At 69.6% G+C, this 23,909-nt stretch carries 22 protein-coding genes; 10 read left to right on the top strand and 12 right to left on the bottom strand.

Annotated features, from left to right (window positions below; genetic code table 11):
* Window positions 1-101: 101 nt before the first annotated feature.
* The 6 genes from J2851_RS06770 (at window position 102) to J2851_RS06745 (ending at window position 8,016) form a co-directional block, all read left to right on the top strand.
* Window positions 102-1,307, top strand: a complete 1,206-nt coding sequence (locus tag J2851_RS06770) for an ABC transporter substrate-binding protein (RefSeq protein ID WP_209765156.1) — start codon at window positions 102-104, stop codon at window positions 1,305-1,307.
* Between the two features lie 187 nt (window positions 1,308-1,494).
* Window positions 1,495-2,382, top strand: coding sequence for a branched-chain amino acid ABC transporter permease (locus J2851_RS06765; RefSeq protein WP_209765155.1), 888 nt, complete (start codon window positions 1,495-1,497; stop codon window positions 2,380-2,382).
* Window positions 2,383-2,385: 3 nt separating this feature from the next.
* Complete coding sequence (locus J2851_RS06760) at window positions 2,386-3,393, top strand: branched-chain amino acid ABC transporter permease (protein WP_209765153.1); 1,008 nt, start codon at window positions 2,386-2,388, stop codon at window positions 3,391-3,393.
* A 44-nt stretch (window positions 3,394-3,437) separates the two neighbouring features.
* Entirely contained in the window at window positions 3,438-5,393 is a 1,956-nt protein-coding gene (locus tag J2851_RS06755) for an acetoacetate--CoA ligase (RefSeq protein ID WP_209765151.1), read from the top strand.
* Between the two features lie 163 nt (window positions 5,394-5,556).
* Window positions 5,557-6,345, top strand: coding sequence for a 3-hydroxybutyrate dehydrogenase (locus J2851_RS06750; protein ID WP_417281614.1), 789 nt, complete (start codon window positions 5,557-5,559; stop codon window positions 6,343-6,345).
* Between the two features lie 252 nt (window positions 6,346-6,597).
* The gene (locus J2851_RS06745) at window positions 6,598-8,016 is read left to right on the top strand and encodes a sigma-54 interaction domain-containing protein (protein ID WP_307418783.1); all 1,419 of its coding nucleotides are present in this window, start codon (window positions 6,598-6,600) and stop codon (window positions 8,014-8,016) included.
* Between the two features lie 222 nt (window positions 8,017-8,238).
* Here the strand turns inward: J2851_RS06745 and J2851_RS06740 are convergent, their stop codons facing one another.
* Window positions 8,239-8,943 carry a glutathione binding-like protein gene (locus J2851_RS06740; protein WP_209765149.1) on the bottom strand — a complete coding sequence of 235 codons (705 nt, stop codon included), beginning with the start codon at window positions 8,941-8,943 and terminating at the stop codon, window positions 8,239-8,241.
* Window positions 8,944-9,125: 182 nt separating this feature from the next.
* Between J2851_RS06740 and J2851_RS06735 the strand changes: the two genes are divergently transcribed.
* Window positions 9,126-9,293, top strand: coding sequence for a hypothetical protein (locus J2851_RS06735; protein ID WP_209765147.1), 168 nt, complete (start codon window positions 9,126-9,128; stop codon window positions 9,291-9,293).
* A gap of 8 nt (window positions 9,294-9,301) precedes the next feature.
* Here the strand turns inward: J2851_RS06735 and J2851_RS36280 are convergent, their stop codons facing one another.
* Together J2851_RS36280 and J2851_RS06730 are read right to left on the bottom strand one after the other, a co-directional pair.
* Window positions 9,302-9,433 carry a hypothetical protein gene (locus J2851_RS36280; RefSeq protein WP_281416000.1) on the bottom strand — a complete coding sequence of 44 codons (132 nt, stop codon included), beginning with the start codon at window positions 9,431-9,433 and terminating at the stop codon, window positions 9,302-9,304.
* Window positions 9,434-9,530: 97 nt separating this feature from the next.
* A complete protein-coding gene (locus J2851_RS06730) occupies window positions 9,531-9,749 on the bottom strand; it encodes a hypothetical protein (protein ID WP_209765146.1) in 219 nt (72 codons plus the stop codon).
* A 279-nt stretch (window positions 9,750-10,028) separates the two neighbouring features.
* Between J2851_RS06730 and J2851_RS06725 the strand changes: the two genes are divergently transcribed.
* On the top strand, window positions 10,029-10,481 hold the full coding sequence (locus J2851_RS06725) for a response regulator (protein WP_209765145.1): 453 nt from the start codon (window positions 10,029-10,031) through the stop codon (window positions 10,479-10,481).
* A gap of 54 nt (window positions 10,482-10,535) precedes the next feature.
* On the opposite strand, the gene J2851_RS06720 is transcribed toward J2851_RS06725, so the two are convergent.
* Entirely contained in the window at window positions 10,536-10,694 is a 159-nt protein-coding gene (locus J2851_RS06720; RefSeq protein ID WP_209765144.1) for a hypothetical protein, read from the bottom strand.
* Window positions 10,695-10,921: 227 nt separating this feature from the next.
* Here J2851_RS06720 and J2851_RS36275 point away from each other — a divergent pair, with 227 nt between their 5' ends.
* Window positions 10,922-11,407, top strand: a complete 486-nt coding sequence (locus J2851_RS36275) for a hypothetical protein (protein ID WP_209765143.1) — start codon at window positions 10,922-10,924, stop codon at window positions 11,405-11,407.
* A gap of 139 nt (window positions 11,408-11,546) precedes the next feature.
* Here J2851_RS36275 and J2851_RS06710 read toward each other — a convergent pair whose 3' ends face one another.
* The 5 genes from J2851_RS06710 to J2851_RS06690 form a co-directional block, all read right to left on the bottom strand.
* The gene (locus J2851_RS06710) at window positions 11,547-11,972 is read right to left on the bottom strand and encodes a cupin domain-containing protein (protein WP_209765142.1); all 426 of its coding nucleotides are present in this window, start codon (window positions 11,970-11,972) and stop codon (window positions 11,547-11,549) included.
* A 1-nt stretch (window position 11,973) separates the two neighbouring features.
* Window positions 11,974-14,742, bottom strand: a complete 2,769-nt coding sequence (treY, locus tag J2851_RS06705; protein ID WP_209765141.1) for a malto-oligosyltrehalose synthase — start codon at window positions 14,740-14,742, stop codon at window positions 11,974-11,976.
* A gap of 154 nt (window positions 14,743-14,896) precedes the next feature.
* Window positions 14,897-20,542 carry a malto-oligosyltrehalose trehalohydrolase gene (gene treZ / locus J2851_RS06700; protein ID WP_209765140.1) on the bottom strand — a complete coding sequence of 1,882 codons (5,646 nt, stop codon included), beginning with the start codon at window positions 20,540-20,542 and terminating at the stop codon, window positions 14,897-14,899.
* A gap of 81 nt (window positions 20,543-20,623) precedes the next feature.
* Window positions 20,624-20,938 carry a hypothetical protein gene (locus J2851_RS06695; protein WP_209765139.1) on the bottom strand — a complete coding sequence of 105 codons (315 nt, stop codon included), beginning with the start codon at window positions 20,936-20,938 and terminating at the stop codon, window positions 20,624-20,626.
* 109 nt (window positions 20,939-21,047) lie between these two features.
* Complete coding sequence (locus J2851_RS06690) at window positions 21,048-21,299, bottom strand: hypothetical protein (RefSeq protein WP_209765137.1); 252 nt, start codon at window positions 21,297-21,299, stop codon at window positions 21,048-21,050.
* Window positions 21,300-21,508: 209 nt separating this feature from the next.
* Between J2851_RS06690 and J2851_RS06685 the strand changes: the two genes are divergently transcribed.
* Window positions 21,509-22,516 (top strand): hemerythrin domain-containing protein, encoded by a 1,008-nt coding sequence (locus tag J2851_RS06685; protein ID WP_209765134.1) that lies wholly within the window; start codon window positions 21,509-21,511, stop codon window positions 22,514-22,516.
* A gap of 6 nt (window positions 22,517-22,522) precedes the next feature.
* Here J2851_RS06685 and J2851_RS06680 read toward each other — a convergent pair whose 3' ends face one another.
* The 3 genes from J2851_RS06680 to J2851_RS06670 form a co-directional block, all read right to left on the bottom strand.
* Entirely contained in the window at window positions 22,523-23,149 is a 627-nt protein-coding gene (locus J2851_RS06680; protein WP_209765132.1) for a calcium-binding protein, read from the bottom strand.
* 147 nt (window positions 23,150-23,296) lie between these two features.
* The gene (locus J2851_RS06675; RefSeq protein ID WP_209765131.1) at window positions 23,297-23,461 is read right to left on the bottom strand and encodes a hypothetical protein; all 165 of its coding nucleotides are present in this window, start codon (window positions 23,459-23,461) and stop codon (window positions 23,297-23,299) included.
* 78 nt (window positions 23,462-23,539) lie between these two features.
* A complete protein-coding gene (locus J2851_RS06670; RefSeq protein WP_209765129.1) occupies window positions 23,540-23,875 on the bottom strand; it encodes an HNH endonuclease in 336 nt (111 codons plus the stop codon).
* Window positions 23,876-23,909: the final 34 nt, after the last annotated feature.

The following is a 23,909-nucleotide window of genomic DNA, read 5'->3' as shown; positions in this document are numbered from 1 at the left end:
ACCCAACCTACGGGTGACTTTGTAGGTTGGGTGCAGGCGAAGCCGGAACCCAACAAACCCCAGAACAACCACACCAAAAAGCCAGAATACGGGAGACTGAAATGCTCAAGTCGTTGCTGTGCGGAACCGCTCTGCTGGCCGTCACCGCGGGTGCGGCGCACGCCCAGGTGACCAACAACGTGGTCAAGATCGGCGTCATGAACGACCGGTCGGGCATCTACGCCGACCTCGCCGGCGAGGGCTCGGCCATCGCCGCCCGCATGGCCGCCGAGGAGTTCGGCAACAAGGTCGCCGGCGCGCCGATCGAGATCGTCGTCGCCGACCACCAGAACAAGGCCGACATCGCCGCCAACACGGCGCGCGAGTGGGTGGACGCGCAGAACGTCGATGTCGTCGCCGACGTGCCGAACTCGGCCGCGGCGCTGGCCGTCCAGGGCATCACCAAGGAGAAGAAGCGCATCTTCCTGATGTCCGGCCCGGGCTCCACCGACCTGACCGGCAAGGCTTGCAGCCCGTACGGCTTCCAGTGGACCTACGACAACTATGCCATGGCCGCCGGCACCGCCCGCGCGCTGGTCGAGCAGGGCAAGAAGAACTGGTTCATCGTCACCGCCGACTACGCCTTCGGCCATTCGCTGGAGGATGAGACCACGAAGATGGTCAAGCAGCTGGGCGGCAAGGTCGCGGGCACCGTCCGCCATCCGCTGGGCACCTCGGACTTCTCGTCCTTCCTGCTGCAGGCCCAGGCCTCCAAGGCCGACGTGATCGGGCTGGCCAACGCCGGCGGCGACACCACCAACGCCGTCAAGCAGGCGTCGGAGTTCGGCATCACCCAGTCGGGCCAGAGCCTGGCCGGCCTGCTGCTGTTCATCAGCGACGTGAACGCGCTGGGCCTCCAGGCGGCGCAGGGCCTGATGCTGACCACCGGCTTCTACCACGACATGAACGACGAGACCCGCGCCTGGTCGAAGAAGTTCATGGAGAAGAACGGCGGCAAGGCGCCGACGATGGTGCAGGCCGGCGTCTATTCCGCCGTCCGCCACTACCTGAAGGCGGTCGAGGCCGTGGGCTCCGACGATGCGGACAAGGTCGCCGCGAAGATGCGCGAGACCCCGGTCAACGACATGTTCGCCAAGGACGGCAAGATCGGCCCGAACGGCCGCATGTTCCACGACATGTACCTGGCCCAGGTGAAGACCCCGGCCGAGTCCAAGGCCGCGTGGGACTACTACAAGATCGTGAAGACGATCCCGGCCCAGCAGGCCTACCTGGACCCGGCGCAGAGCGGCTGTTCGCTGGTGAAGTAAAGACGTCATAGGCGTATTGCCCCCACCCTAACCCTCCCCCGCTGCGCAGGGGAGGGGACTTGGCCCTCCCCTGCGCAGCGGGGGAGGGAGGGGACCCACGAAGTGGGGAGGGTGGGGGCACCCGCTTCAAGCACTCCAACGACAACAAAAACCCAAAAACACGCTCGACACACAGGGAGGGACGGTCATGTTTGACGTGCTGGGGGTGCCGCCCCAGGTCCTGTTCGGCCAATTGCTGCTCGGCCTGATCAACGGCTCGTTCTACGCGCTGCTCAGCCTTGGGCTGGCGGTCATCTTCGGCATGCTGAACGTCATCAACTTCGCCCACGGCGCGCTCTACATGATCGGCGCCTTCGTGGCCTGGCTGCTGCTGAACAAGCTGGGCCTCGGCTACTGGTGGGCGCTGGGGCTGTCGCCGCTGGTCGTGGCGGTGGTGGGCGTGCTTCTGGAAAAGACCATGCTGTCGCGCCTCTACAAGCTCGACCACCTCTACGGCCTGCTGCTGACCTTCGGCCTGGCCCTGATCTTCGAGGGCGCCTTCCGCCACTTCTACGGCGTGTCGGGCCAGCCCTACCCGATCCCCGACCTGCTGAAGGGCGGCCAGAACCTGGGCTTCATGTTCCTGCCCAACTACCGCGGCTGGGTCGTGGTGGCGTCGCTGATCGTCTGCTTCGGCACCTGGTTCGCCATCGAGCGCACCCGGCTCGGCGCCTACCTGCGCGCCGCCACGGAAAACCCGGTTCTGGTGCAGGCCTTCGGCATCAACGTGCCGGTGATGATCACCGCGACCTACGGCTTCGGTGTCGCGTTGGCGGGGCTGGCCGGCGTGCTGGCGGCCCCCATCTACCAAGTGTCGCCGCTGATGGGCACCAACCTGATCATCGTGGTGTTTGCCGTGGTGGTGATCGGCGGCATGGGCTCGATCCTGGGCGCCATCGTCACCGGGCTGGGCCTGGGCCTGCTGGAGGGCCTGACCAAGGTCTTTTATCCGGAGGCCTCCAACATCGTGGTGTTCGTCGTGATGGCGATCGTCCTTCTCATCAAGCCCGCGGGCCTCTTCGGACGGGAGCGCTGAGCCATGGCCGCCAAATCCCAGGTCAATCTTTCACAGGGGAACCCTTCCCAGGCCACCATCGCCGTGCGCCAGCCGGGCCAGGACAACACCACCCGCCTGATCCTGGTCGGGCTCGGCCTCGCGGCGGCGGTCGCAGCCCCCTTCGTGCTGTACCCCGTTTTCGTGATGAAGGTGCTGTGCTTCGCGCTGTTCGCCTGCGCCTTCAACCTGCTGATCGGCTTCGCCGGCCTGCTCAGCTTCGGCCACGCGGCCTTCTTCGGCGGGGCGGCCTACATCACCGCGCACGCCGCCAAGGTCTGGGGCCTCAGCCCGGAGATCAGCATCCTGCTCGGCACCGTCTTCGCGGGCTTGCTCGGCCTCGCCTTCGGGGCGCTGGCGATCCGCCGGCAGGGCATCTACTTCGCCATGATCACGCTGGCGCTGTCGCAGATGGTCTTCTTCATGGCGCTCCAGCTGAAGTTCACCGGCGGCGAGGACGGCATCCAGGGCGTGCCGCGCGGGCACCTGTTCGGGGTGTTCGACCTGAACGACCCGCTGGCCATGTACTACTTCGTGCTGGCGGTGTTCCTGGTCGGCTTCGCGCTGATCTGGCGCACCGTGCACTCCCCCTTCGGCCAGGTGCTGAAGGCGATCCGCGAGAACGAGCCGCGGGCCATCTCGCTGGGATACCGGACGGAGCGCTACAAGCTGCTGGCCTTCGTCCTGTCGGCGAGCCTCGCCGGGCTGGCCGGCGGGACCAAGTCGCTGGTCTTCCAGCTGGCCTCGCTGACCGACGTGACGTGGCAGATGTCGGGCGAGGTGGTGCTGATGACGCTGCTCGGCGGCATGGGCACGCTGTTCGGCCCGGTGGTCGGTGCCGGCATCGTGGTCACGCTGGAAAGCTACCTCGCCGGCACGAACCTGCCGGTGCCTGTGGTGATCGGCGCCATCTTCGTGGTCTGCGTGCTGGTCTTCCGCCGCGGCATCGTCGGTGAGTTGCAGGCGTTGATGGCCCGCCACCGGAAGTCGTAGAGCCGGTCGAAGCGTAAGAAGAACCAAGAACAGGAACGACACCCATGGACCAGCCGCTCTGGAGCCCGTCGGAGGCGCGGATCGCCGCCTCCAACCTGACCGCCTTCCGCGAGGCCGCCAACGCCCGCTTCGGGCTGCGGCTCGCCGGCTATGAGGATCTCTACAACTGGTCCGTCGCCGGGAAGGAGGACTTCTGGCGCTTCCTGTGGGAGTGGGCCGGGCTGAAGGGTGACCTCGGCCCGGTGGCCCTGGTGGACGGCGACAAGATGCCCGGCGCCCGCTGGTTTCCCGAGGCCCGGCTGAACTACGCCGAGAACCTGCTGGCCAAAGCGCCGGAAGGCGAGGCCGTCGTCTTCTGGGCGGAGGACAAGGTCAAGCGCCGCTGGTCGGGCACGGAGCTGAAGGACCACGTCTCCCGCCTCCAGCAGGCGCTCAAGGCCGCCGGGGTGGGGAAGGGCGACCGCGTCGCCGCGGTCATGCCCAACATGCCCGAGACGCTGGCCGCCATGCTCGCCACGGCCAGCCTGGGGGCCATATGGTCCTCCTGCTCGCCCGACTTCGGCGTTCAGGGAATCACCGACCGCTTCGGCCAGATCGAGCCGACGGTCCTCTTCGCGCCGGATGCCTACTGGTACAACGGCAAGGCCCACGACGTCCGCGCCAAGATCGCGGAGGTGCTGGACAGCCTGCCCACGGTCAAGGCCACGGTCATCGTTCCTTACGTGGACGCGGCCCCGGACGTCTCGGCCATCCGCCATGGCGTGACCTACCCCGACTTCCTCGCCCCCTTCCCGGCCGCGGAGGAGATCGAGTTTGAGCGGGTGCCCTTCAACCACCCGCTGTTCATCCTCTATTCGTCGGGCACCACCGGAAAGCCCAAGTGCATCGTGCACGGCACCGGCGGCACGCTGCTCCAGCACGTGAAGGAGCACCGGCTGCATTCCGACGTGAAGCCGGGCGACCGCGTCTTCTACTACACGACCTGCGGCTGGATGATGTGGAACTGGCTGGTCTCCGGCCTCGCCAACGGCGCCACGCTGCTGCTCTACGACGGTTCGCCCTTCGCGCCGGACGGCAACATCCTGTTCGACTACGCCGACGCGGAGCGCATGACGCTGTTCGGCACCTCGGCCAAGTTCATCCAGCAGCTGGAGAAATCGGGGCTGGAGCCGATCAAGACGCACAACCTGTCCACGGTGCGGGCGCTGGCCTCCACCGGCTCGCCGCTGATGCCGGAGAATTTCGGCTTCGTCTACCGGGCGATCAAGCAGGACCTGCATCTGGCCTCGATCAGCGGCGGGACGGATATCGTGTCCTGCTTCGTGCTGGGCAACCCGACGGCGCCGGTCTATGCGGGCGAACTGCAGACGGCCGGCCTGGGCATGGCGGTGGAGGCGTTCGATGACGCCGGCCACGCGGTGCGCGGCGAGAAGGGCGAGCTGGTCTGCACGCGGCCCTTCCCGTGCATGCCCGTGGGCTTCTGGGCCGACCCGGACGGGGCGAAGTACCGCGCGGCCTATTTCGAGCGCTTCCCGAACGTGTGGACGCACGGCGACTTCATCGAGCGCACGGCGAACGGCGGCTGGGTGATCTACGGCCGCTCCGACGCGGTGCTGAACCCCGGCGGGGTGCGCATCGGCACGGCGGAGATCTACCGGCAGGTGGAGCAGCTGCCGGAGATCCTGGAGGCGGTGTGCATCGGCCAGCAGTGGGACGGCGACGTGCGCGTCGTCCTGTTCGTGGTGCTGCGCGAGGACACGACTCTCGACAAGGCGCTTGAGGACCGCATCCGCAAGCGCATCCGCGACAACTGCTCGCCGCGGCACGTGCCGGCGAAGATCGTCGCGGTCAGCGACATCCCGCGCACCCGCTCCGGCAAGATCACCGAACTGGCGGTGCGCGACGCCGTGCACGGCCGCCCGATCAAGAACACCGAGGCGCTGTCCAACCCGCAGGCGCTGGACCAGTTCATCGACCGGCCGGAGCTGTCGGGGTCTTAAGCAACCGCATCGGGTGGGGCGATCACCACAGAGACACAGAGGCACGGAGAGAATTCCGGGACGTCGTCGTGACGCTCTCTGTGTCTCCGTGCCTCTGTGGTGACCCCCTGCCATCCACGGCACATCGCCAAACGACAATGAACATTGCGCGAATTGGGGGGAAATGATGACTTTGAAGCAGAAGGTGGCCGTGGTCACCGGGTCGACCAGCGGCATCGGGCTGGGCATCGCGCGGGCCCTGGCCGGTGCCGGGGCGGACGTGGTGCTGAACGGCTTCGGCGACGCGCGCGCGATCGAGGATCTCCGCGCCAGCCTTGCCAAGGACTTCGGCGTGCGCGTCGGCTTCCACAACGCCGACATGTCCAAGCCGGCGGAGATCGCCGACCTGATCGGCTACGCCACGAAGGAGTTCGGGTCGGTCGACGTGCTGGTCAACAACGCCGGCATCCAGCATGTGGCGCCGGTGGAGGAGTTCGCGCCGGAGCGCTGGGACGCGGTGATCGCCATCAACCTGTCGGCGGTCTTCCATGGCATCCACCACGCGCTGGCCGGCATGAAGCAGAAGGGCTGGGGCCGCATCATCAACATCGCCTCGGTGCACGGGCAGGTCGCCTCGGTCAACAAGGTCGCCTACGTCGCCGCCAAGCACGGCGTCGTCGGCATCACCAAGACGGTGGCGCTGGAGACGGCCGGTACGGGCGTCACCTGCAACGCCATCTGCCCCGGCTGGGTGCTGACCCCGCTGGTCCAGAAGCAGATCGACGCGCTGGCCGCCTCCAAGGGCATCCCGGAGGTGCAGGCCAAGGCCGAGCTTCTCGGCGCCAAGCAGCCGTCGGGCGAGTTCGTCACGCCGGACCAGCTGGGGCAGCTGGCGGTCTTCCTGTGCAGCGACGCCGCCGCGCAGATGACCGGCGCCAACCTCACCATGGACGGCGGCTGGACCGCCCAGTGACGTAACGAAGGGCGCGTAGGTTGGGTGGAGGCGCAGCCGCAACCCAACATCGTCGGCGTTGAAGCGGGTGTTGGGTTTCGCTGACGCTCCACCCAACCTACGGCCCTGACTGGCCTGACCGGCTGGTTGGATGACTTCCCCCATTGCACGGCGGTGCGCTACGATGAATTTCGTAGAAAACACCGCCGCGCCTTGCTGCGTCGCAGCATAGGGCGGCCCAAAAAATGATTGGGTTGCTTTGGGAGGGTCCGTGTGACCAATGACCTGGACTTCGAGTCCCTGAAGCAGCGCGCCGTCGCGTCGCTGTTCGGGCATCTGGAAGGCATGTGCGTCGGCACGGTGGCGGTGGACCGCACCGCGCGCATCGCCTGGATGGACGACAAGTACAAGGCCCTGCTCGCCCTGACCGAGGATCCCGCCGGCAAGCCGGTGGAGGAGGTCATCCCCGCCAGCCAGCTGCGCCGCGCGGTGGAGACCGGCCAGCCCTCGATGATCGACATCATGGAGTTCGGCGACCGCTCCTTCGTCGTGTCGCGCCTGCCGCTGAAGGACGCGGGCGGCGCGGTGATCGGCGCGCTCGGCTTCGTGCTGTTCGAGCGGGCGGAGCAGCTGCGCCCGCTCGTCACCAAGTACCAGCGGGTGCAGGAGGAGCTGACCCGCACCCAGCAGGAGCTGGCGCAGGAACGCCGCGCCAAATACTCCTTCTCGCAGTTCCTGGGCGTCAGCAACGCGGTGCGCGAGATCAAGCGGCTTGGCCGCCGCGCCGCGCAGCTGGACTCCACCGTGCTGCTGCTGGGCGAGACCGGGACCGGCAAGGAGCTGCTGGCCCAGGCCATCCACTCCGCCAGCCCGCGGGCCGGACGGCCCTTCGTCGGCGTGAACGTCGCGGCCATCCCGGAAAACCTTCTGGAGGCGGAGTTCTTCGGCGTGGCGCCCGGCGCCTACACCGGGGCCGACCGGCGGCTGCGCGAGGGCAAGTTCCAGCTCGCCAACGGCGGCACGCTGTTCCTGGACGAAATCGGCGACATGCCGCTGCCGCTCCAGGCCAAGCTGCTGCGCGTGCTCCAGGAGCGGGAGATCGAGCCGCTGGGCTCCAACAAGGTGGTGCGGGTGGACGTCCGCATCGTCGCGGCGACCAGCCGGGACCTGGAGGCGCTGGTGCGGGACAAGCAGTTCCGCGCCGACCTCTACTACCGCCTGAACGTCGTGCCGATCACCCTGCCGCCGCTCCGCGACCGGACGGAGGACATCGAGGGGCTCGCCGACCGCATCCTGGAGCAGCTGTCCCTCCAGCAGGGTGGCGCGCCGCGGGAGTTGACGGACGGGGCGCTGGCGGTGCTGCGCGGGCACGGCTGGCCGGGCAACGTGCGGGAGCTGACCAACACGCTGGAGCGCGTCACCGCCCTGACCGACGCCCCGGTCCTGACGGAGGAGCATCTGCGCCGCGTCCTGCCCGCCGCACCGTCCCAGGCCGCCCCTCCGGCGGCGATGGCCGAGGCTTTCAACGGGCGCCCCCTGTCGGAGGTCCTGCACGCCGCGGAGCGCACCGCCATCGCGTCGGCGCTGGAGCAGACGGGCGGGGTGAAGGCGCGCGCGGCGAAGCTGCTCGGCATCTCCCGCGCGTCGCTCTACGAGCGGATGATGTCGCTGGGCATCGGCGCGGGAGCGTAGAAGAAAAACCCCCTCTCCCCTCCGGGGAGAGGGTCGGGGTGAGGGGGCCCCGCCACCTTGGTACGTTCGGCAAGAGCGGGGGGGGGCGGCCCCCCCCCCCCCCCCCGCCGGGGGGGGGGGGGGGGGGGCCCCCCCCCCCCCCCCCCCGCCACCTTGGTACGTTCGGCAAGAGCGGGACCCCCTCACCCTAACCCTCTCCCCAGAGGGGAGAGGGGATTACCCTCAGCCCTTCACGTTGGCGGCGGTTTGGCCGAACAGGATCGACTTGCCCTGTTCGGTCACCGTGGGCCGCGAGGCGGACAGGGCCGCACCCTTCTCATAGGCGCGGACGGTGGCCGGGCGGGCCTTGATGGCCTCGAACCAGCGCTTCAGCTCGGGGAAGTCGTTCAGGTCCTGCTGCTGGCGCTCGTGCGGGACGATCCAGGGATAGCAGGCCATGTCGGCGATCGACAGCGCGTCGCCGGCGATGAAGGCGCGGCCGGCCAGGCGCTTGTTCAGGACGCCGTAGAGGCGGTTGGTTTCCTTCACGTAGCGGTCCATGGCGTAGGGGATCCGCTCCGGCGCGTACTGGACGAAGTGGTGGTTCTGGCCCGCCATGGGCCCGAGCCCGCCGACCTGCCAGAACAGCCATTCCAGCACCGTCTTGCGCTGGCGGACGTCGGTGGGCAGGAACTTGCCGGTCTTTTCGGCCAGGTAGGTCAGGATGGCGCCCGATTCGAAGACGGAGATTGGCTCCCCGCCGTCGGCCGGGGCGCGGTCGAGGATGGCGGGCATCCGGTTGTTCGGCGACATGGCCAGGAAGTCCGGCTTGAACTGGTCGCCGGCGGAGATGTCGACGGGATGGATGGTGTAGTCGAGGCCCGCTTCCTCCAGGAACATCGTGATCTTATGCCCGTTGGGGGTCGGCCAGTAATAAAGGTCGATCATGGCGGTCCTTACTGGTTGGCGCTTCGGCTGCCAGAAAGGTGAAGGATCGCGGCGGCGCGGGCAACCCGCGGCGGGCGCGGAGCAGCCTTCCGGTTCCCGCGGGCGGGCACCGCCGTAACGGCGCAACGCCGGGCTCCCGGCCATGTTGATCCCTGTGAACGTCAACAGCCGCGAGAAACATCATGGCCCAGGACCGCAACGAGACCGACAAGCAGCCGGACCGGATCGACGAAAGCCAGCAGGGTACCGTCAAGCCCGACCAGGGCGGCGAGGCCGAACTGACCGAGAAGGAGGAGCAGAAGCAGGGCGGCAAGAACAAGAGCTCGCCCGGCCCGATCTACGACGTGTAGGGCATGGATCAGCGTCTCCCGCGGGCGGCTTCACGGCGGCCGGCGGGAGATGGCGTCCGGCGGGCCGGACAGGGTTCGGCGCGCGCGGGAACGGTCGTCAGCAGGGCCACGATCATGGCGAACAGCAGGGGCGTGAGCATGGCGGATCTCCGGGAAGGCGTCGGGTTGCCGCCATGGTGCCCCGGCGCGCAGACGGCCGCTGTGATCCCCGGCACAGTCGCATCGCGAATCCGCCGGTCAGGCGAGGAGCGCCAGCGTCGGGTCCGGCGGCTCCGGTTCCGCGCTTTCCAGCGCGCGGGCGACCTCCTCCAGCGGGGCGGCGACGAGCAGGGGCTCGGCCCGGCCGGCGAAGGTCAGTTCGGTGCGGTTGCCGTCGGCTTCGCGCAGGAACAGGATTCCGGCGGGGTTGACCAGGACGGTCGCACCGGCGCGGTCGGGAAATTCGACAAATCTCATGCACGGCTCTCCGTGATGTGGCGAAGGCGGACGTCATGGCAAGACGGGTCCATCCCGGACCGTTCAAACACGCGGGAGGCCGGAGTGTTTCCCCTGCCCTGAAGACCTTCCCCGTTCGCCCCCTTGATTGATGCACCGCATCGACAAACATGGGCGCACTGGGCATTACGCCGGAGGGGACCACCAAAGTTCGGAACGACCGGACGGTCCCGCCGCCGCCCCGAGAGGAATCGCGTCAAAGGCCGTACCATAAGGCCGCCGTTTGAAGGATTGCATGTCGTGAAGGTGCTTGTCGTCGAGGACGATCCGTTGATCGGGCCGGCTGTGAAGGCGGTTCTGGAGAACGCCGGCTACACGGTCGTCGGGCCGTTGCGCGATGCCAACAAGGCCGCGCGGATCGGTGCCCGGGAACGGCCGGACCTGGCGTTGGTGGACGTGTATCTGGCCGGGGGCGAGAACGGGCTGTCGCTCGCCCGCAAGCTGTGGGAGGACAACGCCGTCCCGTCGCTGCTGATCACCGGCTTCGACCACCGGGGCGAGGACGCGCGCGACTTCGCGCTCGGCCTGCTGCGCAAGCCGGTGATGCCCGACGCCCTGGTCGATGCCGTCGGCGCGGTCGGGGAAATCCTGGCGGGCATGCGCCCGTCGTCCATCCCGCCCGCCCTGGAGCTGTTCGGCCGCCCGGCCCGGCCGCAAGCGGACGAGCCGGGCGCCGTCCTGCGGCGGGGCTGAGGGGAAGGATCGGTCGGGACTGGTGGAATGGGAAGAGGCCGGAGCCCCCCGGCCTCAGCGTTCCGCTTCGGTGTCCGGCTCCGGGGTGGCGGCGCTGTCCTGGGCCGGCTGCCCGGCGGCGGTTTCGACCGCGCCGGCCGGCATATCCTGCGGCTTGCGCGCGTCGGCGCCGTTGTTCGGATCCAACTCCACCCACTGGCGATGATTGCTCATGGTCGTCTCCCCTCCTCGGCTATGACTCATTGGGTTACAACAACCCTGAAGACAGAACAGGCCCAGGGCAAAAAACGCTGCCACCACAGAAACATTTCTGGATTCTTTGGGATAACACGTGTTGGCCGCATTTGGTCCTGCGGTCCGCAATCATCCACGCCGGGTCCTGTTGTCTGCGTCATCGGAAAGGCCCCGGCGAACGGGGCGCTTCGCGAAAGGATGACGATATGAATCGGTGGATGATCGGTGCCGCGACGGCGTTGGTTCTTGCGGCGGCGGGCGCTGGCAGCGGCATTGCCCAGACCAGCGGGAGCGGCAGCGGAATCGGCGGATCGTCGGGAACCGGCGGCGGATCCACGTCCACGATGCCGAGCAATTCCGGCGCCACCGGAAGCACCACGGGAACGAGCGGTTCCTCCGGCATGAGCACCGGCGGCGTGAACAGCGGCGGCACGAACAGCACCGGTACAAACGGAACGGCCGGCTCCACCATGGGCGGAAACACCGGCAGCGGCATTCCCGGCAGCGGCGGCACCACCGGCCTCGGCACGAGCAACGGCGGCACGTCGCCGGGCAGCAGCAACTCCGGTGCCGGAATGGGCACCACCAACCCGTCCATGGGCACCGGCACCAGCGGGTCGTCCTCGACTTCCGGCGGCACCGGCATGTCGAACGGCGGCGGTGGTGGCGGTGGAGCCGGCGGCGGCCAGTGACCCCAAATCCCTCTCCCGCCCCGGGAGAGGGTGGCGCGAAGCGCCGGGTGAGGGTAAAGCCAAGGATCAGCGCCTTGATCCTTGCGCGACCCTCACCCTTCCCTCTCCCGGGGCGGGAGAGGGATTTCAGTGCGCCGCGTCAGGCGCTCCGCATCAGCCTTAACGGCGCCTTCAGCAGGCGCTTGACCGCCGCGGCGCGGCCGGTGTGCTTCTGGATCGCGTAGTGTTTGCGGATCGTCTCGCGGATGTCCCAGGTGCCGGTGAAGCCCTTGGGAATGACGAAGGCGTCGCCCTGCCGGTGTTCGGTGGGCGACCCGCCCTGCGGCGTGATCACCACCCGGCCGGCCAGCAGCACGCACAACTCGTCGTAGGGCCAGTCGGTCATGGCGACCACGCCGGGGGTGCATTGCCACACCCCGCAGGCGAAGCGCCCCCCGCGGTCGTCGTATAGGTTCAGGAAGGTTTCCTGCGGGTCTCCGGACAGGACGGTCCCGAAGACCGCCGGCTTGCCCGGATCCCGGTCGATCAGCCGGGGGTCGAGCGGGATGAGATGGTGTGGCGTCACCTTACCCCTCCCGCACCAGCAGGGCGACGGGGAAGCCCTGGAACAGCGCCGCCGCGGTGATGGCGCCCTCGGCCTCCAACTCCTCCCCGGTCAGGACGTTGCGCCAGCGCTGGCCGCGGGGCAGGGGGACGGACGTGTCGCCCCAGTCTGGGGCTTCGCCCAGCGCGCCGACCAGACGCGGCGCGGCGACCACCACAGCGTCGTCGTCCAGCGTGCGGGCGAAGGCCACCACATGCTCCGCGCGGGTTCCGGCGGCGTCCAGCGGCTCGTAGGCGCCGTCGCGGAACAGGGCGGCCTTGTCGGCGCGCAGTGCCAGGATGCGCCGCGTCAGGGCCAGCTTCACCGCGCCGTCCTGCCAACGGCCGAGCAGGCCGGCGATGTCCGCCCCCTCCACCTCGTCCAGAAGGCGGCGGCGCTCCGCGTAGTCCACCGGCCGGCGGTTGTCCGGATCGACGAGGCTGAAGTTCCACAGCTCGCAGCCCTGGTAGATGTCGGGCACGCCGGGGCTGGTCAGCTTCAGCAGCGCCTGGCTCAGCCCGTTCAGCATGCCCAGCTTCGCCACACGCGCCTGGAAGGGCAGGAAGGCGTCGAAGAAGGCGGTGCTGCGCGCCGCGTCCAGCGCGTCGTGCACGAAGCCGGTCATCGCGCTTTCGTAGGTCTCGTTCGGGGCGGCCCAGGTGGTGTGGACCTTGGCCTCGCGCATCGACTTGGTCATGGCCCCGGCGATGCGCTCCGCGAAGTCGGCAAGGGCCTGCGGGTCGAGGTTGGACGGCTCCACCCCGGTCAGCTCCGCCGGCCAGGCGCCGAGGATCAGCTGGTAGAACAGGTACTCGTCGTTGCGGTCGGGCGGTGCGGTGCCCTCCACGTCGCCGCGGCGGGCGCGCAGCAGGCGGCTCCAGGTCTGGATCTGCCGCTCCCACTCCTCGGGCATCTCGGACAGGGCGTAGAGGCGGGCGCGCGTGTCCTCGCCGCGCTTGGTGTCGTGGGTGGTGGTGCCCAGCATAGCGTGCGGCCAGCGGGCGGCGCGGTCCTGGTTGGCGCGGTGGAAGGCGGAGACGCTGACCCCGAAATGCTCGGGATGCCCGCCCACCTCGTTCAGCGCGGCCAACCGGTTGTAGCGGTAGAAGGCCGTGTCCTCCAGCCCCTTCGCCATCACCGGGCCGCTGTACTGCTGCAGCTTCATGGCGAAGCGCAGCACCTGCTGGCGGCTGTAGCCGCTGTGCGGCTCCGCCACCAGGTCGCCGGTCAGCAGCCGGTGCAGGAAGTCGTAGACGGACGCGTCCGGCCCCTGCTCGGACCGTCGCGCCTGGGAGATGGCCCAATCGATGTCGCGCCGGTCCAGATCGGTCAAGCCGTTCCAGTCGACGTAGGTGCGGTAGACCGGGAAGCGGGCGATGGTTTCCTTCAGCGCCTGGTGCAGGATGTTGGCGGTGAAGTCGGCCGTGCGCGGGTTGCAGCGGGCGATGCGGGAGGCCTGCCGGGCGAGCACGTGCAGCTCGCTCGACATCTCGCTCTCCATGATGCGGATTTTGCTCATCCGCACCACCTCCTCGAAGCTCTCGCGCCGGCCGGTGAAGTCGCCGTAGAGGCGGGTGAAGGCCTCCTCCGTGTTCGGGTCGACGTACAGCCCGCCCAGCAGGTTCGCGAACTCGTAGCCGGTGGTGCCGTCGATCGGCCAGTCCTCGCGCAGGCGTTCGTGCCGCGCCAGGATCTTCTCCACCACCAGGTAGAAGGGGCGGGAGGCGGAACGGGTCAGCCGCGCGCAATAGCCCTTGGGGTCGAACAGCCCGTCGATGTGGTCGATGCGGATGCCGTCCAGCGTGCCGTTGTCCACGAGGCTCAGCACGAAGCGGTGGGAGACGTCGAACAGCTCCGGCTCCTCCATGCGCAGGCCGGCCAGCTCGTTGATGTTGAAGAAGCGGCGGTAGTTGATGTCGTCCGCCGCCACCTTGAAATAGGCCGCGCGCCAGTTCTGCTGCGCGATCAGCTCGTTCAGGCGGCTCCAGCTGTCCAACTCGCCGGGTTCGCCCTGGAAGCGCTTCAGGCGCCGCCGCACCGCCTCGGCCACGTCGGGTTTCTCGGTCACCAGGGCGGCCAACTCCGCCTTCAGCGATTCCGCGCGCCGGATCTGGTGCGGGCGGACATAATCCAGATGCAGGAATCCGTCGCCGATGCGCTCCAGGTCCGGATGGTCGGTGCCGAGCACGGTGCCGTAGTCCACCGGGCGCACCGGCAGCTTGTGCGTGCCGTAGGCCCAGACGGCGAAGCCGCCGGTGTCATTGTCGAAGCGCAGCTCCAAGGCACCGGACTCCAGCACCGCGCCGTACTGGTCGCCGAGCAGCGGCACCAGCACCTTGCCCTGGAGGTAGCGGCGGTCGGGCTCCCACTCGATGTCGAAATAGCCAGCGTAGGGGCTGTCCGGCCCCCATTCCAGCACATGGAGCCACCAGCCGTTGTCCGACCCGCCAACCCCCATGTGGTTCGGCACGAAGTCCAGAACCTGCCCCAACCCGTTGCGGCGCAGCGCCTCCACCATGCCGTGGAAGGCGTTGGCGTCGCCCAGCTCCGGGTTCAGGGCGTTGTGGTCCACGATGTCGTAGCCGTGGGTGCTGCCCGGCCGCGCCTTCATGTAGGGCGAGGCGTAGAGGTGGCTGACGCCCAGCCGCGCCATGTAGTCGGCGATCTCGGCGGTGCGGTCGAACCCGAACTCCGCGCGCAGCTGCACGCGGTAGGTGGCCCGGGGGATCGGCTTTTCGGCGTCGGCCGACATGGGGGTGGTTCTCCTGAGGTGTTGTTCCCTCTCCCCTCTGGGGAGAGGGGAGGGTGAGGGGGTTGCGCGTGTGCCGGACGTACCTAGGTTGCGGGACCCCCTCACCCCAACCCTCTCCCCAGAGGGGAGAGGGGGCTGGCCGGGGGATAGGGGGCTATTCCCGGCGCTTTCCATCCACCACCGCGGCCGGCCTTGCGGCGGCCATGATCGTGGCGATAGCGCCGGCTTGCGGACAGTCGGCGATGTCCTCCAGGGGCAAGCCCAGCTTGCGGCGCCAGTTCGGGTACTGGTCCACGGTGCCCGGCAGGTTCACCTGCTCCCGCTCCGCCGTCATGTCGTCGAGCTGGACCATGGAAATCGCGGCGTTCGTCCGGGCCAGGAAGGCGTGCACGGCGTGGCCGAGCGATTCCGTGTAGGGGCTGTCCGGGCCGAAGCTGGCGGGCATGGGCAGATAGGCGGCGGCGAGCGCCTCCAGCAGGCGGCTGCGCTCCGTCCGGCGGCGGTCGCGCTGGCGCTGCGCCTCGCCTTCCGCCGGGTAGAGGCCCTTGTCCTCCTTCAGGTCGATGTCGTGCCCTTCCCACCAGCCGCGCAGCGTGGCGAGGTCGTGGCTGCCCACGGTGGCGAGCGCGAGGTACGAATAGTCGTCCGGCGTCTTGAAGCCGCCGTCGTCGGTCCATTCGAAGAACACCACGCGGTAGCTCAGGATGCCCGCCTCCTCCATGCGCTCCCGGAACCCGTCGGGCACGGTGCCCAGGTCCTCGCCGACGACGAGGCAACGGTTGCGCTGGCTTTCCAGGGCCAGGATTCCGAGGAGGTCGTCCATCGGGTAGGCGACGTAGGCCCCTTCGGAGGGCGGGTGACCCTCCGGGATCCAGTAGACGTGCTGGAGCGCCATCGCGTGGTCGATGCGGATGGCCCCGGCATGGCGCATGTTGGCGCGCACCAGTTCAATGAAACGGGCGTAGCCGTCCTCGCGCAGGGCGTGGGGGTGGAAGGGCGGCAGGCCCCAGTCCTGGCCGGCCGGGTTGAACAGGTCGGGCGGGGCGCCGACGTGGGCGCTGGCCACCACCACATGCGGGGCCGCCCAGGTCTCCGCGCCCGCGCTGTCCGCCCCGACGGCGAGGTCGCGGTAGAAGCCGACCGCCAGCCCGCGTTCCTTCGCCCGGTCCGCCGCCATGCGGAGCTGCCCGTCGGCCAGCCATTGCAGCCAGGCGAAGAAGTCCACGCGCTCCCGGTGTTCCTCCACGAAGCGGCGGACGGCGTCGGAGGCGGCGTCGCGGAACTCCTCCGGCCACTGGCGCCAATCCGGATTGCCGATCTCCGCGAAATGCTCGCGCAGGGTCTGGAAGGCGCAGAAGCGCTCCAGCGCCTCCCCCATCTCCGCGCGGAAGGCGGCGAAGCCGCTCCAGCGCTCGGTCGTGCCGTGCTCCTGGAAATGGGCGAACAGGGTTTCCAGGACGGGCAGCTTCAGCGCCGCCACCGCCGCGTAGTCCACCAGCGGCGCCGCTTCCGCCGCCTGCGCCGCCCTGGTGAAGTCGTCGGAGGCGACGCGGTCGCGCGCCTCCGCGCAGGCCATCAGCTCCGGCACCGCCATCACGTCGATGTAGAGCGGGTTCAGGAACAGGCGGCTGGCCGGGGAATAGGGGCTTGCCTGCTCCGGCTCGTCCAGGAACAGGGCGTGCAGCGGGTTCAGCCCGACGATGCCCGCCCCGCGCGCTGCCGCCATGTCGGCGACGCTGACCAGGTCGCCGAAGTCGCCGATGCCCCAGTCGCCGGCGCAGCGGACGGAGAACAGCTGCACCGACAGGCCCCAGATCCGCTCGCCCATCTGGAGCGGGGTGGGCAGGTGGCACTGCCCTGGCGCGGCGATCACCGTGGTCTCCGACCGGGTGCCGTCGGCCTCGATCAATAGCCGGTGGTAGCCGGGCGCCGGCGCCTCGCCGAGGTCGAGACGGCGCACCTCCACCGGCCGGCCGTCCATGGTCGCCTTGCGGACCAGCGGCAGGTCGCCGAAGTTCGCCGCGTCGCTGCGCGGTTCCCCGTTCTCCAGCGCCAGGGTCCAGCGCAGCTCGCCGGAGCCTTCGGGCAGGGTGACGGTCACGGTGAAGGGCGGCCGGTCGACGCGCTGCACGACCACCGGCGGCAGGGGCCGCGACAGCTCCCGCCGGTCGAGATCGGCCAGCGCGCGGACCGGGTCGTTCGCGTCCACCTCCATGGCGGCCAGCAGGGCGCGCACCGCCTCCTCCGACGCGCGGACGGTCTCGCCGGCGGCGTTGGAATAGTCGGTCTCGATCCCCATGCGCTCGGCAAGGCGGTCGAGCGCGGTGGTCTCCTCGATCGACCAGACGACGGACCAGGGGCCGAGCGTGCCGTCGCGGATCACCTCGCCGCGGCCGGGCCCCTCCGTCCACAGCACGCGCCCCGGCGCGTCGCTGACGCCCGGCACGGGCTCATCCGACAGGTTGGCGCGCAGGTGCAGCCGGCTGCCGTCGCCGAGGCGCCAGCACACGCGCACCGCGCGCCCGCCGATCACCTCGTGCGTGGCGGAGCCGCCCGGCGCGCCTTCCAGCCGCGGCGCGATCTCCTGACGGCGCAGCGCCAGGATGCGGCGGTACCAGTCCAGCCACTCCCCGTGGGCTCCCCGGTCGCGGTTCTCCCAGTCCAGCTTGGCGGACAGGAAGGTGGCCTGGCCCGTGGGGTCGGGGATGCGGTCGCGCACCGCCGGGTCCTGGAACTCGGGGAACTTGGCGAACTCCTCCCGCCGCCCCTTGCGCACGGCCTCGGCTAGCTCGTCGCCGAAATCGCAGAAGAAGGGGAAGGGGCGGTCGGACGCCCACTCCTCGCCCATGAACAGCATCGGGATGCCCGGCCCCAGCAGGAAGAGCGAGGACGCCGCCCGCACCGCCTCCGGCTTGGAGAAGGCGGTGATGCGGTCGCCGAAGGCGCGGTTGCCGATCTGGTCGTGGTTCTGGATGAAGTTCACGAAGGCCGTAGGCGGCAGGTGCGCCGACGGCTCCCCGCGCGCGCCGCCCCCGCGGTAGGAGGAGGCGTGGCCCTGGAAGGCGAAGCCCTCCGCCAGCGCGCGGGCCAGCTTCACCGGATCGTTGGCGTAGTCGGCGTAGTAGCCGCTCGACTCACCCGACGCCATGCTGTGCAGGCAATGGTGCAGGTCGTCGTTCCACTGCGCGGTGTGCCAGCGCGGGTCGCCCTCGGGGTGGCGCTCCAGCAGGTGGGCCTCGTTCTCGTCGTTCTCCAGGACGAGGTGGACGTGGCGCTTGCCGCGCACGGCGTCGTGCACGCGCTCCGCCAGCTCCTGCAGGAACAGCTTGTCGCTGTCGTCGAGGATGGCGTGGACCGCGTCGAAGCGCAGCCCGTCCAGGTGGAACTCCTCGATCCAGTAGAGCGAGTTGTGGATGAAGTAGTCGCGCACCGTGGCGTTGCGCGGGCCGTCCACGTTGATGGCGTCGCCCCAGGGGGTCTTGTGCCGGTCGGTGAAGAAGGCCTTGGCGTAGGCGTTGAGGTAGTTTCCCTCCGGCCCGAAGTGGTTGTAGACGACGTCCAGGAAGACCATCAGCCCCCGGGCGTGGGCGGCGTCAACCAGCGCCTTCAGGTCCTCCGGCCGGCCATAGGCGGCGTCGGGCGCGAAGGGCAGCACGCCGTCGTAGCCCCAGTTGCGCGTGCCGGGGAAGTCGGCCACCGGCATCAGCTCGATCGCCGTGACGCCGAGGTCCACCAGCTGGTCCAGCTTGTCGATGGCGGCGCGGAAGGTGCCGTCGGGCGTGAAGGTGCCGACGTGCAGCTCGTACAGCACCGTTTCGTGCCAGGGCCGGCCGGTCCAGGCCTCGTCGGCCCAGCGGTAGACGGTGGGGTCGATCACCTCGCTCGGCCCGTGCACGTCCTCGGGCTGGTGGCGCGACGCCGGGTCGGGCACGCGGGTGCCGTTTCCGAGGTCGAACAGGTAGCGGCTGCCGGGCTGGGCCTGGGAGGTCGTCCATTCGAACCAGCCGTCGCCCCGTCGCACCATGGGCAGCAGCGCCTGCGTGTCCTCCAGCCACAGGGAAACCTGCTCCGCGCTGGGCGCCCAGAGGGCGAAGCGCACGGAGCCGTCGGGCTGGACCTGCGCGCCGAAGGGCATGGCGTGGGCGCGCGCCTCCCCGATGCGGGTGGCGCCGGGGGCGGCCTGCCCGATCATTTCACCTTGGGGGCCGGACACGCGGTCGGCCACCTCCGGCCCGGCGTCGGCGCCGAGGATGCCGATCACCCCGGCCAGCGGGATGGCGACCCAATTGGGCCGGTTCGCCAGTTCGTAGCCGATCTCGTAGAAGGCCTTTTCCAGCAGGAAGAGTTTCAAAAGCTGCGAGGCGACGGTCGGGTCGGCCGGATAGCCCGGGCAGTCCTCGATGGCCTCGCGGTAGCCGGCGACGAAGCAGGAGGAGGCCTCCCCCTCCCACCAGCGCAGCCAGGATTCGCGGGCGGTGCGCGCGGTCTCGTCCAGGTCGGCGGGCAGCGCGTCGCGCGCCGAGGCCGCGGCGTAGGCGATGGAGCGCAGCATCCCCGCCACGTCGCGCAGGATGCCGTGCTTGGCGCGCCGCTCCGCCAGCGGGCGCATCGGCTCGCCCTCGAAATCGACGATGTAGACGTCGTCCTTCGCCGCCAGCACCTGCCCCAGGTGATAGTCGCCGTGCAGGCGCATGGCGTGGAAATCGGCGCTGGCAGGCGTCAGCGCCTCGATCTGGCTCATGACCGTCGCCTCGCTGTCGGCGAGCGAGGCGGCGTAGGGAATGATGGACTGATCCAGCCCGGCCATGCCCTCGCGCAGCTGCGCCAGCACGCGGCGGGCCAGCCGCCGCACGCCGTCGGCCCAGTCGGCCAGCGTCTCCGGCGTGACCGGCTCCGGCGTGAAGGCCGCGTCGTCGCTGGGGGTGGCGAGCGCCCGGTGCATCTCCGCCGTGCGGCGGCCAAGCCGGCGCATGAAGGCCATCAGGGCGACGTCGTCGGCCTTTTCGTCGTCGAAGCGCGCCATGCGGTCGTTCAGCCGGGCGGTGACGTGGCTCCAGGCGTCCTCGCAGTCGGGCACGAGGCCCTGGAGGATGCACAGCGCCGCGGTCTCCCCGTCGCCGGACCGCTCGACCCAGCCGAGCAGCGGCGGCGTGTTGCGGAAGTTTGCGACCTCCGTCAGGAAGCGGCCGACCTCCAGCTCCGGATGGACGCCGGTTTCCAGCTTGCGCAGGCCCTTCAGGATGGCCGTGTCGCCGACGCGGATGGAGGTGTTGGACTGCTCCACCCCCGTCCAGCGCAGCGGCGTGTCGGCGCCGAGCGCGCCCTCGACGTCGGCGAAGGCGCGGCTGCGGCCGAAGCTCAGCCCGCCGGCGCCGTCCTTGCCGCGCGCTTCCTTGGTTCCGTTGGCGCCCTTGCGGATGCCGTCCAGCAGGGCGCGCACCACCTCCTCGTCGCCGTAGCCGTCGCGCAAACTGCCCGCCCAGGGCAGGTCGTCGGGGCCGGCGATGGAGAAGGGGTCGTCGGGCCTCATCTCCCCACTGCGGTCGAGCACGAGCGGAAGCTGGTAGAGCTGCGGCTCCCGCCCCGGCGGCTCGACCCGCAGCAGGCAGAGCTGCGCGGAACCGGAGGCGAGCGGCAGCGGCAGGGCGTCCACGATGCGGACGCGGGGCGCCCCGGCGTCCTTGGCGGCGTACCAGCGGCGCCCGGTCAGGAAGGCCGGCAGCAGGTCGTCCTGAAGGAGTGAAAGAGCCTCACCCTCGATCGGGCCGGGGAAGGCGTTTGGTTTCGGCGCGGTCGGCAAGACACGTCTCCGGTGTTGAGCGGCTCGGCTTCGCACAACAACGGGAACGGGGCCGTGTTCCTCTCGCCCGTCCTGTCGGTCCTACCCGTCCGACATGCGTCTGTGGTGGGGCAGGCGGCCCAGCTTCCCGATCCGCTCCGCCAATTGAAGCGCCTCGACCACGTCGTCGAGGCGTCCGCACTGCATCAGCGTGTGGGCGTGGGTGTTCAGCGCGGCGACCACCGCGCGTTCGTCGGTGACGCCGTCGGCGGGCTGGCCTTCGCGATCGAGGATGACGGCGCCCAGCGCCGCCAGGGCCTCCGCCGACAGGTTGACGGCGTCCAGCATCGCCGCGTCGTCTTCCTCCGCGGCGTTCAGCACGGGCTCCAGCACCTCGGCGAGCAACCGGGGGTTCATGGGGTTAAAGGCTCCAAACGGCGTCTACGCTGTGAAACACAGCAGATGGCCACTTGTGCCCCCGCGGCAAGCCATTCCCACGTCAACTGGACGGGAGGTAGAGGACGGTTCAGCCTTCCAGCACCGATTCCACCTCGGACAGGTCGCTGAGGCGCCGCGCCAGCTTGTCGGTGCACTGGATTTCCAGGATGCCGAAGCCGGCGTTGGGCGCGATGGCGTGCAGGTCGCCGGCCATGCCGTTCTGGCTGGCGAAGCGCTTCACCCGCTCCACCATGGCGTCGCGCTCCGGCCGGCCGGGGCGCAGGCCGGGCAGGGGGCGGGTGAACATCACCTTGTAGCGTTTGAACATGGCGTGCGCCATGGCAGGCACCGGGAACAGCCGTGGGGATCGGTCCTGGGATGTGGCACGCCCACCCCCGTCCGCGCAAGTCCCGCCGGTGCGACCGCCGCTTCGCGCGGTAAAATCCCAGGGATCGGGAACCCTTCGGCCGCTGCCGAGTTTCACTGGTTATGCCGCAGCGCAACATGACCACGCTGCGACGCGGCGTGCCCCATGGCAAGGAGAGCATCATGACCATCGCGCAACTGATCCAGGCGGCCCCGGCCAAGGCGAACGAGCTGTTCGCCAAGCTGTCCGACACGACGGTGCGCGCCGTGAAGACACGCGAGCGCCTGCTGGCCGAACTGCGGGACGAGCTGCACCTCCAGATGGAGCTGGAGACGAAGCACCTGTTCCCGGCCCTGCGCCGCCACCCGAAGCTGAAGGAGCTGGTCGCCGACGCGACCGCCGACAACAAGACCGCCCGCGCCTTGCTGGCGGAGCTGGAGCGGATGCCCAAGGACGACGAGGGCTTCGCCGGCAAGCTGGCGGAGCTGCGCCGGGTCTTCCAGCAGCACATCCGTGACGAGCGCAAGGAACTGCTGCCCGCCATGCGCAAGCTGCTGAGCGACGACGAGACCAGGGCCATCGCCGAGCGGATGGACACCGGGCGGGAAGAGATCGAGGAGGCCCGCCGCAAGGAGGCCGAGAAGGTGAAGCGGCCTCCACAGGCGTCCCCGGAACCGGAGCATGACCCCGACGCCACCGGCCTGCGCGAGGCGAGCAGCGCGATCGCCGAGATGGCCGGGAAGGCGGTCGAAAACACGTCCGACACGGCGGAGACGTCGGTGCGCGCCGCTGCGGAGGCGATGGCACGCGACGTGTCGGAGGTGACCGCGGCCGTCGTCCGTCCCGCGGGCACTCGGCCCATGGCCACGCCCATGGTCGATGGTTTTGAAACGCTGGCCTCCATCCCCGCCGCCGTCGTCTCCGCCGGCAACGAGGCCGGGCGCGTCTGGATGTCGTGGGCCGAAGCCACCTCCCGCACCTGGCTCGACGGCGCGCGGGAACTGGCCGGCGCGCCGAGCCCGATGAAGGCCACGGAGATCCAGCGGCGCCTGATCCATGAGGCCATGCGGTCCTGGCTGGACGCGGGCACGCAATTGATGGACATCGCGTTGCACGCCTCGCGCGGCGTCATGGCGCCGGCCAAACGCCAGATGGAACGCCAGACGGAACGGCTGAAGCGGGACGTTTGACTCGCGTCAGGTGAACCAGGACGGGCTGACGAAGGCGGGATTCACGCCGGCCAGGGTCACGGACTCCGTCGGCGACCAGGCGATCACCGCGTTGCCGACGGCGTCCGTGGTGACGCTGGCCGCGCTGCCGAAGGGCAGGGCGATGTGATCGCCCTCGAACGCGTTGAAGTCGGAGATCACGTCGAGCCCGTCGCCCGGCGCGAACAGGAAGAGGTCGGCGCCGGCGTTCCCGGTCAGGATGTCCTGGCCGGGTCCTCCCACCAGCGTGTCGTTGGCAAGGCTGCCGGCGAGCAGGTCGTTGCCCCCGCGTCCGTCGATGAAATCCGGCGCCGGACCGCCAAGAAGCGTGTCGTCGCCAAAGCCGCCGACGAGCGTCGCGCCAGGGCCCGTCCCGACGAATCCCGTCGGGCCGATGGTCGGACCGGTGATGACCGGCGGAAGCAAGACCGGCTGCGTGATGATGGTCGGTGGCGGCTGAAGGACGGTGAGCGGCGGCACCGGGTTCGAGGTGAAGGGCGGCACCGGGTCGGACGTGAAGGTCGGGACCGGGCCGGGGTTGAGCGGCATCACCGGACCCCCGAGGGTGCTGGTGAAACCGAAGGGCTGCCCAAAGGTCAGGTCGAGCGTCAGCATGGGAAGGCCTCCGCATAAAGCCTGGGCGCGCTCAGCGCATCCAGACCGGAACGCGGGGGAGGCCGTTTTGCTCCAACAGAGCGCCGACCAGCTGAAAAGAAACGGCTTGAGAAGTCCCCGAGGCCATGGCAGCCCCGGGGTCAAAGACTACGACGTCTTTTTATCCGTTTTCTCGACATTCTCCGCGCCCTTGCGGGTGCCGCCGAAACGGTCGGCGCCGCCGGCGTCGGGAGCGTCGGGCTTCTTGTGGTTGCCGGTGTTCTGCTGGTCGTCGGTGTGCTTGATCGTTTCTTCGGTGTGCGGCTGCTTCATGATGTGGCCTCGTTTCCGTTCGGAAGGGTCACCCATGACAACCGCCCGCATACCGGCATGTTCCGCGGCGAAGCGCCGTCAGCGCAGGTCGGCGATGGCGCGGGCCACGGTCATCCACTCGTCGCCGGGCTCGGCCTTCAGGAGCGCGAGGAGGGGTGGCCAGACGCCCAGGCGGCTGCGCCGGCGCTCCGCGGCGAAGCGCTCGATCTCCTCCGGCGTGGGCAGGCGGTCACCCTTCTTCTGGTTGCAGCGGCGGTGTGCCAGCACGACGTTGGCCGGCTCGTCGGCGCCGCCGTAGGCCTGCGGGATCAGGTGGTCGAAGGTGGCCTTCGCCCCGACCGGCTCGCCGCAGTGGAAGCAGCGCCCGCCCTGAAGCACGTCCATCAGCCGGGTGTCGTCGGGTGTCACGGGCACGACGCGGGCCTCCTTCGCAGCCATCGTAGGTTGG

The organism is Azospirillum rugosum (assembly GCF_017876155.1).
Lineage (GTDB): Bacteria > Pseudomonadota > Alphaproteobacteria > Azospirillales > Azospirillaceae > Azospirillum > Azospirillum rugosum.
Note: the sequence above shows the minus strand (reverse complement) of the source record. Positions and strands in the feature narration are given on the sequence as shown.

Excerpts from the sequence above, each read along its gene's own strand:
- J2851_RS06770 (WP_209765156.1), top strand. The coding sequence starts at position 102 with ATGCTCAAGTCGTTGCTGTGCGGAACCGCTCTGCTGGCCGTCACCGCG.
- J2851_RS06765 (WP_209765155.1), top strand. The coding sequence starts at position 1,495 with ATGTTTGACGTGCTGGGGGTGCCGCCCCAGGTCCTGTTCGGCCAATTG.
- J2851_RS06760 (WP_209765153.1), top strand. The coding sequence starts at position 2,386 with ATGGCCGCCAAATCCCAGGTCAATCTTTCACAGGGGAACCCTTCCCAG.
- J2851_RS06755 (WP_209765151.1), top strand. The coding sequence starts at position 3,438 with ATGGACCAGCCGCTCTGGAGCCCGTCGGAGGCGCGGATCGCCGCCTCC.
- J2851_RS06750 (WP_417281614.1), top strand. The coding sequence starts at position 5,557 with ATGATGACTTTGAAGCAGAAGGTGGCCGTGGTCACCGGGTCGACCAGC.
- J2851_RS06740 (WP_209765149.1), bottom strand. The coding sequence starts at position 8,943 with ATGATCGACCTTTATTACTGGCCGACCCCCAACGGGCATAAGATCACG.
- J2851_RS06735 (WP_209765147.1), top strand. The coding sequence starts at position 9,126 with ATGGCCCAGGACCGCAACGAGACCGACAAGCAGCCGGACCGGATCGAC.
- J2851_RS36280 (WP_281416000.1), bottom strand. The coding sequence starts at position 9,433 with ATGCTCACGCCCCTGCTGTTCGCCATGATCGTGGCCCTGCTGACGACC.
- J2851_RS06730 (WP_209765146.1), bottom strand. The coding sequence starts at position 9,749 with ATGAGATTTGTCGAATTTCCCGACCGCGCCGGTGCGACCGTCCTGGTC.
- J2851_RS06720 (WP_209765144.1), bottom strand. The coding sequence starts at position 10,694 with ATGAGCAATCATCGCCAGTGGGTGGAGTTGGATCCGAACAACGGCGCC.
- J2851_RS36275 (WP_209765143.1), top strand. The coding sequence starts at position 10,922 with ATGAATCGGTGGATGATCGGTGCCGCGACGGCGTTGGTTCTTGCGGCG.
- treY (WP_209765141.1), bottom strand. The coding sequence starts at position 14,742 with ATGTCGGCCGACGCCGAAAAGCCGATCCCCCGGGCCACCTACCGCGTG.
- J2851_RS06695 (WP_209765139.1), bottom strand. The coding sequence starts at position 20,938 with ATGAACCCCCGGTTGCTCGCCGAGGTGCTGGAGCCCGTGCTGAACGCC.
- J2851_RS06690 (WP_209765137.1), bottom strand. The coding sequence starts at position 21,299 with ATGGCGCACGCCATGTTCAAACGCTACAAGGTGATGTTCACCCGCCCC.
- J2851_RS06685 (WP_209765134.1), top strand. The coding sequence starts at position 21,509 with ATGACCATCGCGCAACTGATCCAGGCGGCCCCGGCCAAGGCGAACGAG.
- J2851_RS06680 (WP_209765132.1), bottom strand. The coding sequence starts at position 23,149 with ATGCTGACGCTCGACCTGACCTTTGGGCAGCCCTTCGGTTTCACCAGC.
- J2851_RS06675 (WP_209765131.1), bottom strand. The coding sequence starts at position 23,461 with ATGAAGCAGCCGCACACCGAAGAAACGATCAAGCACACCGACGACCAG.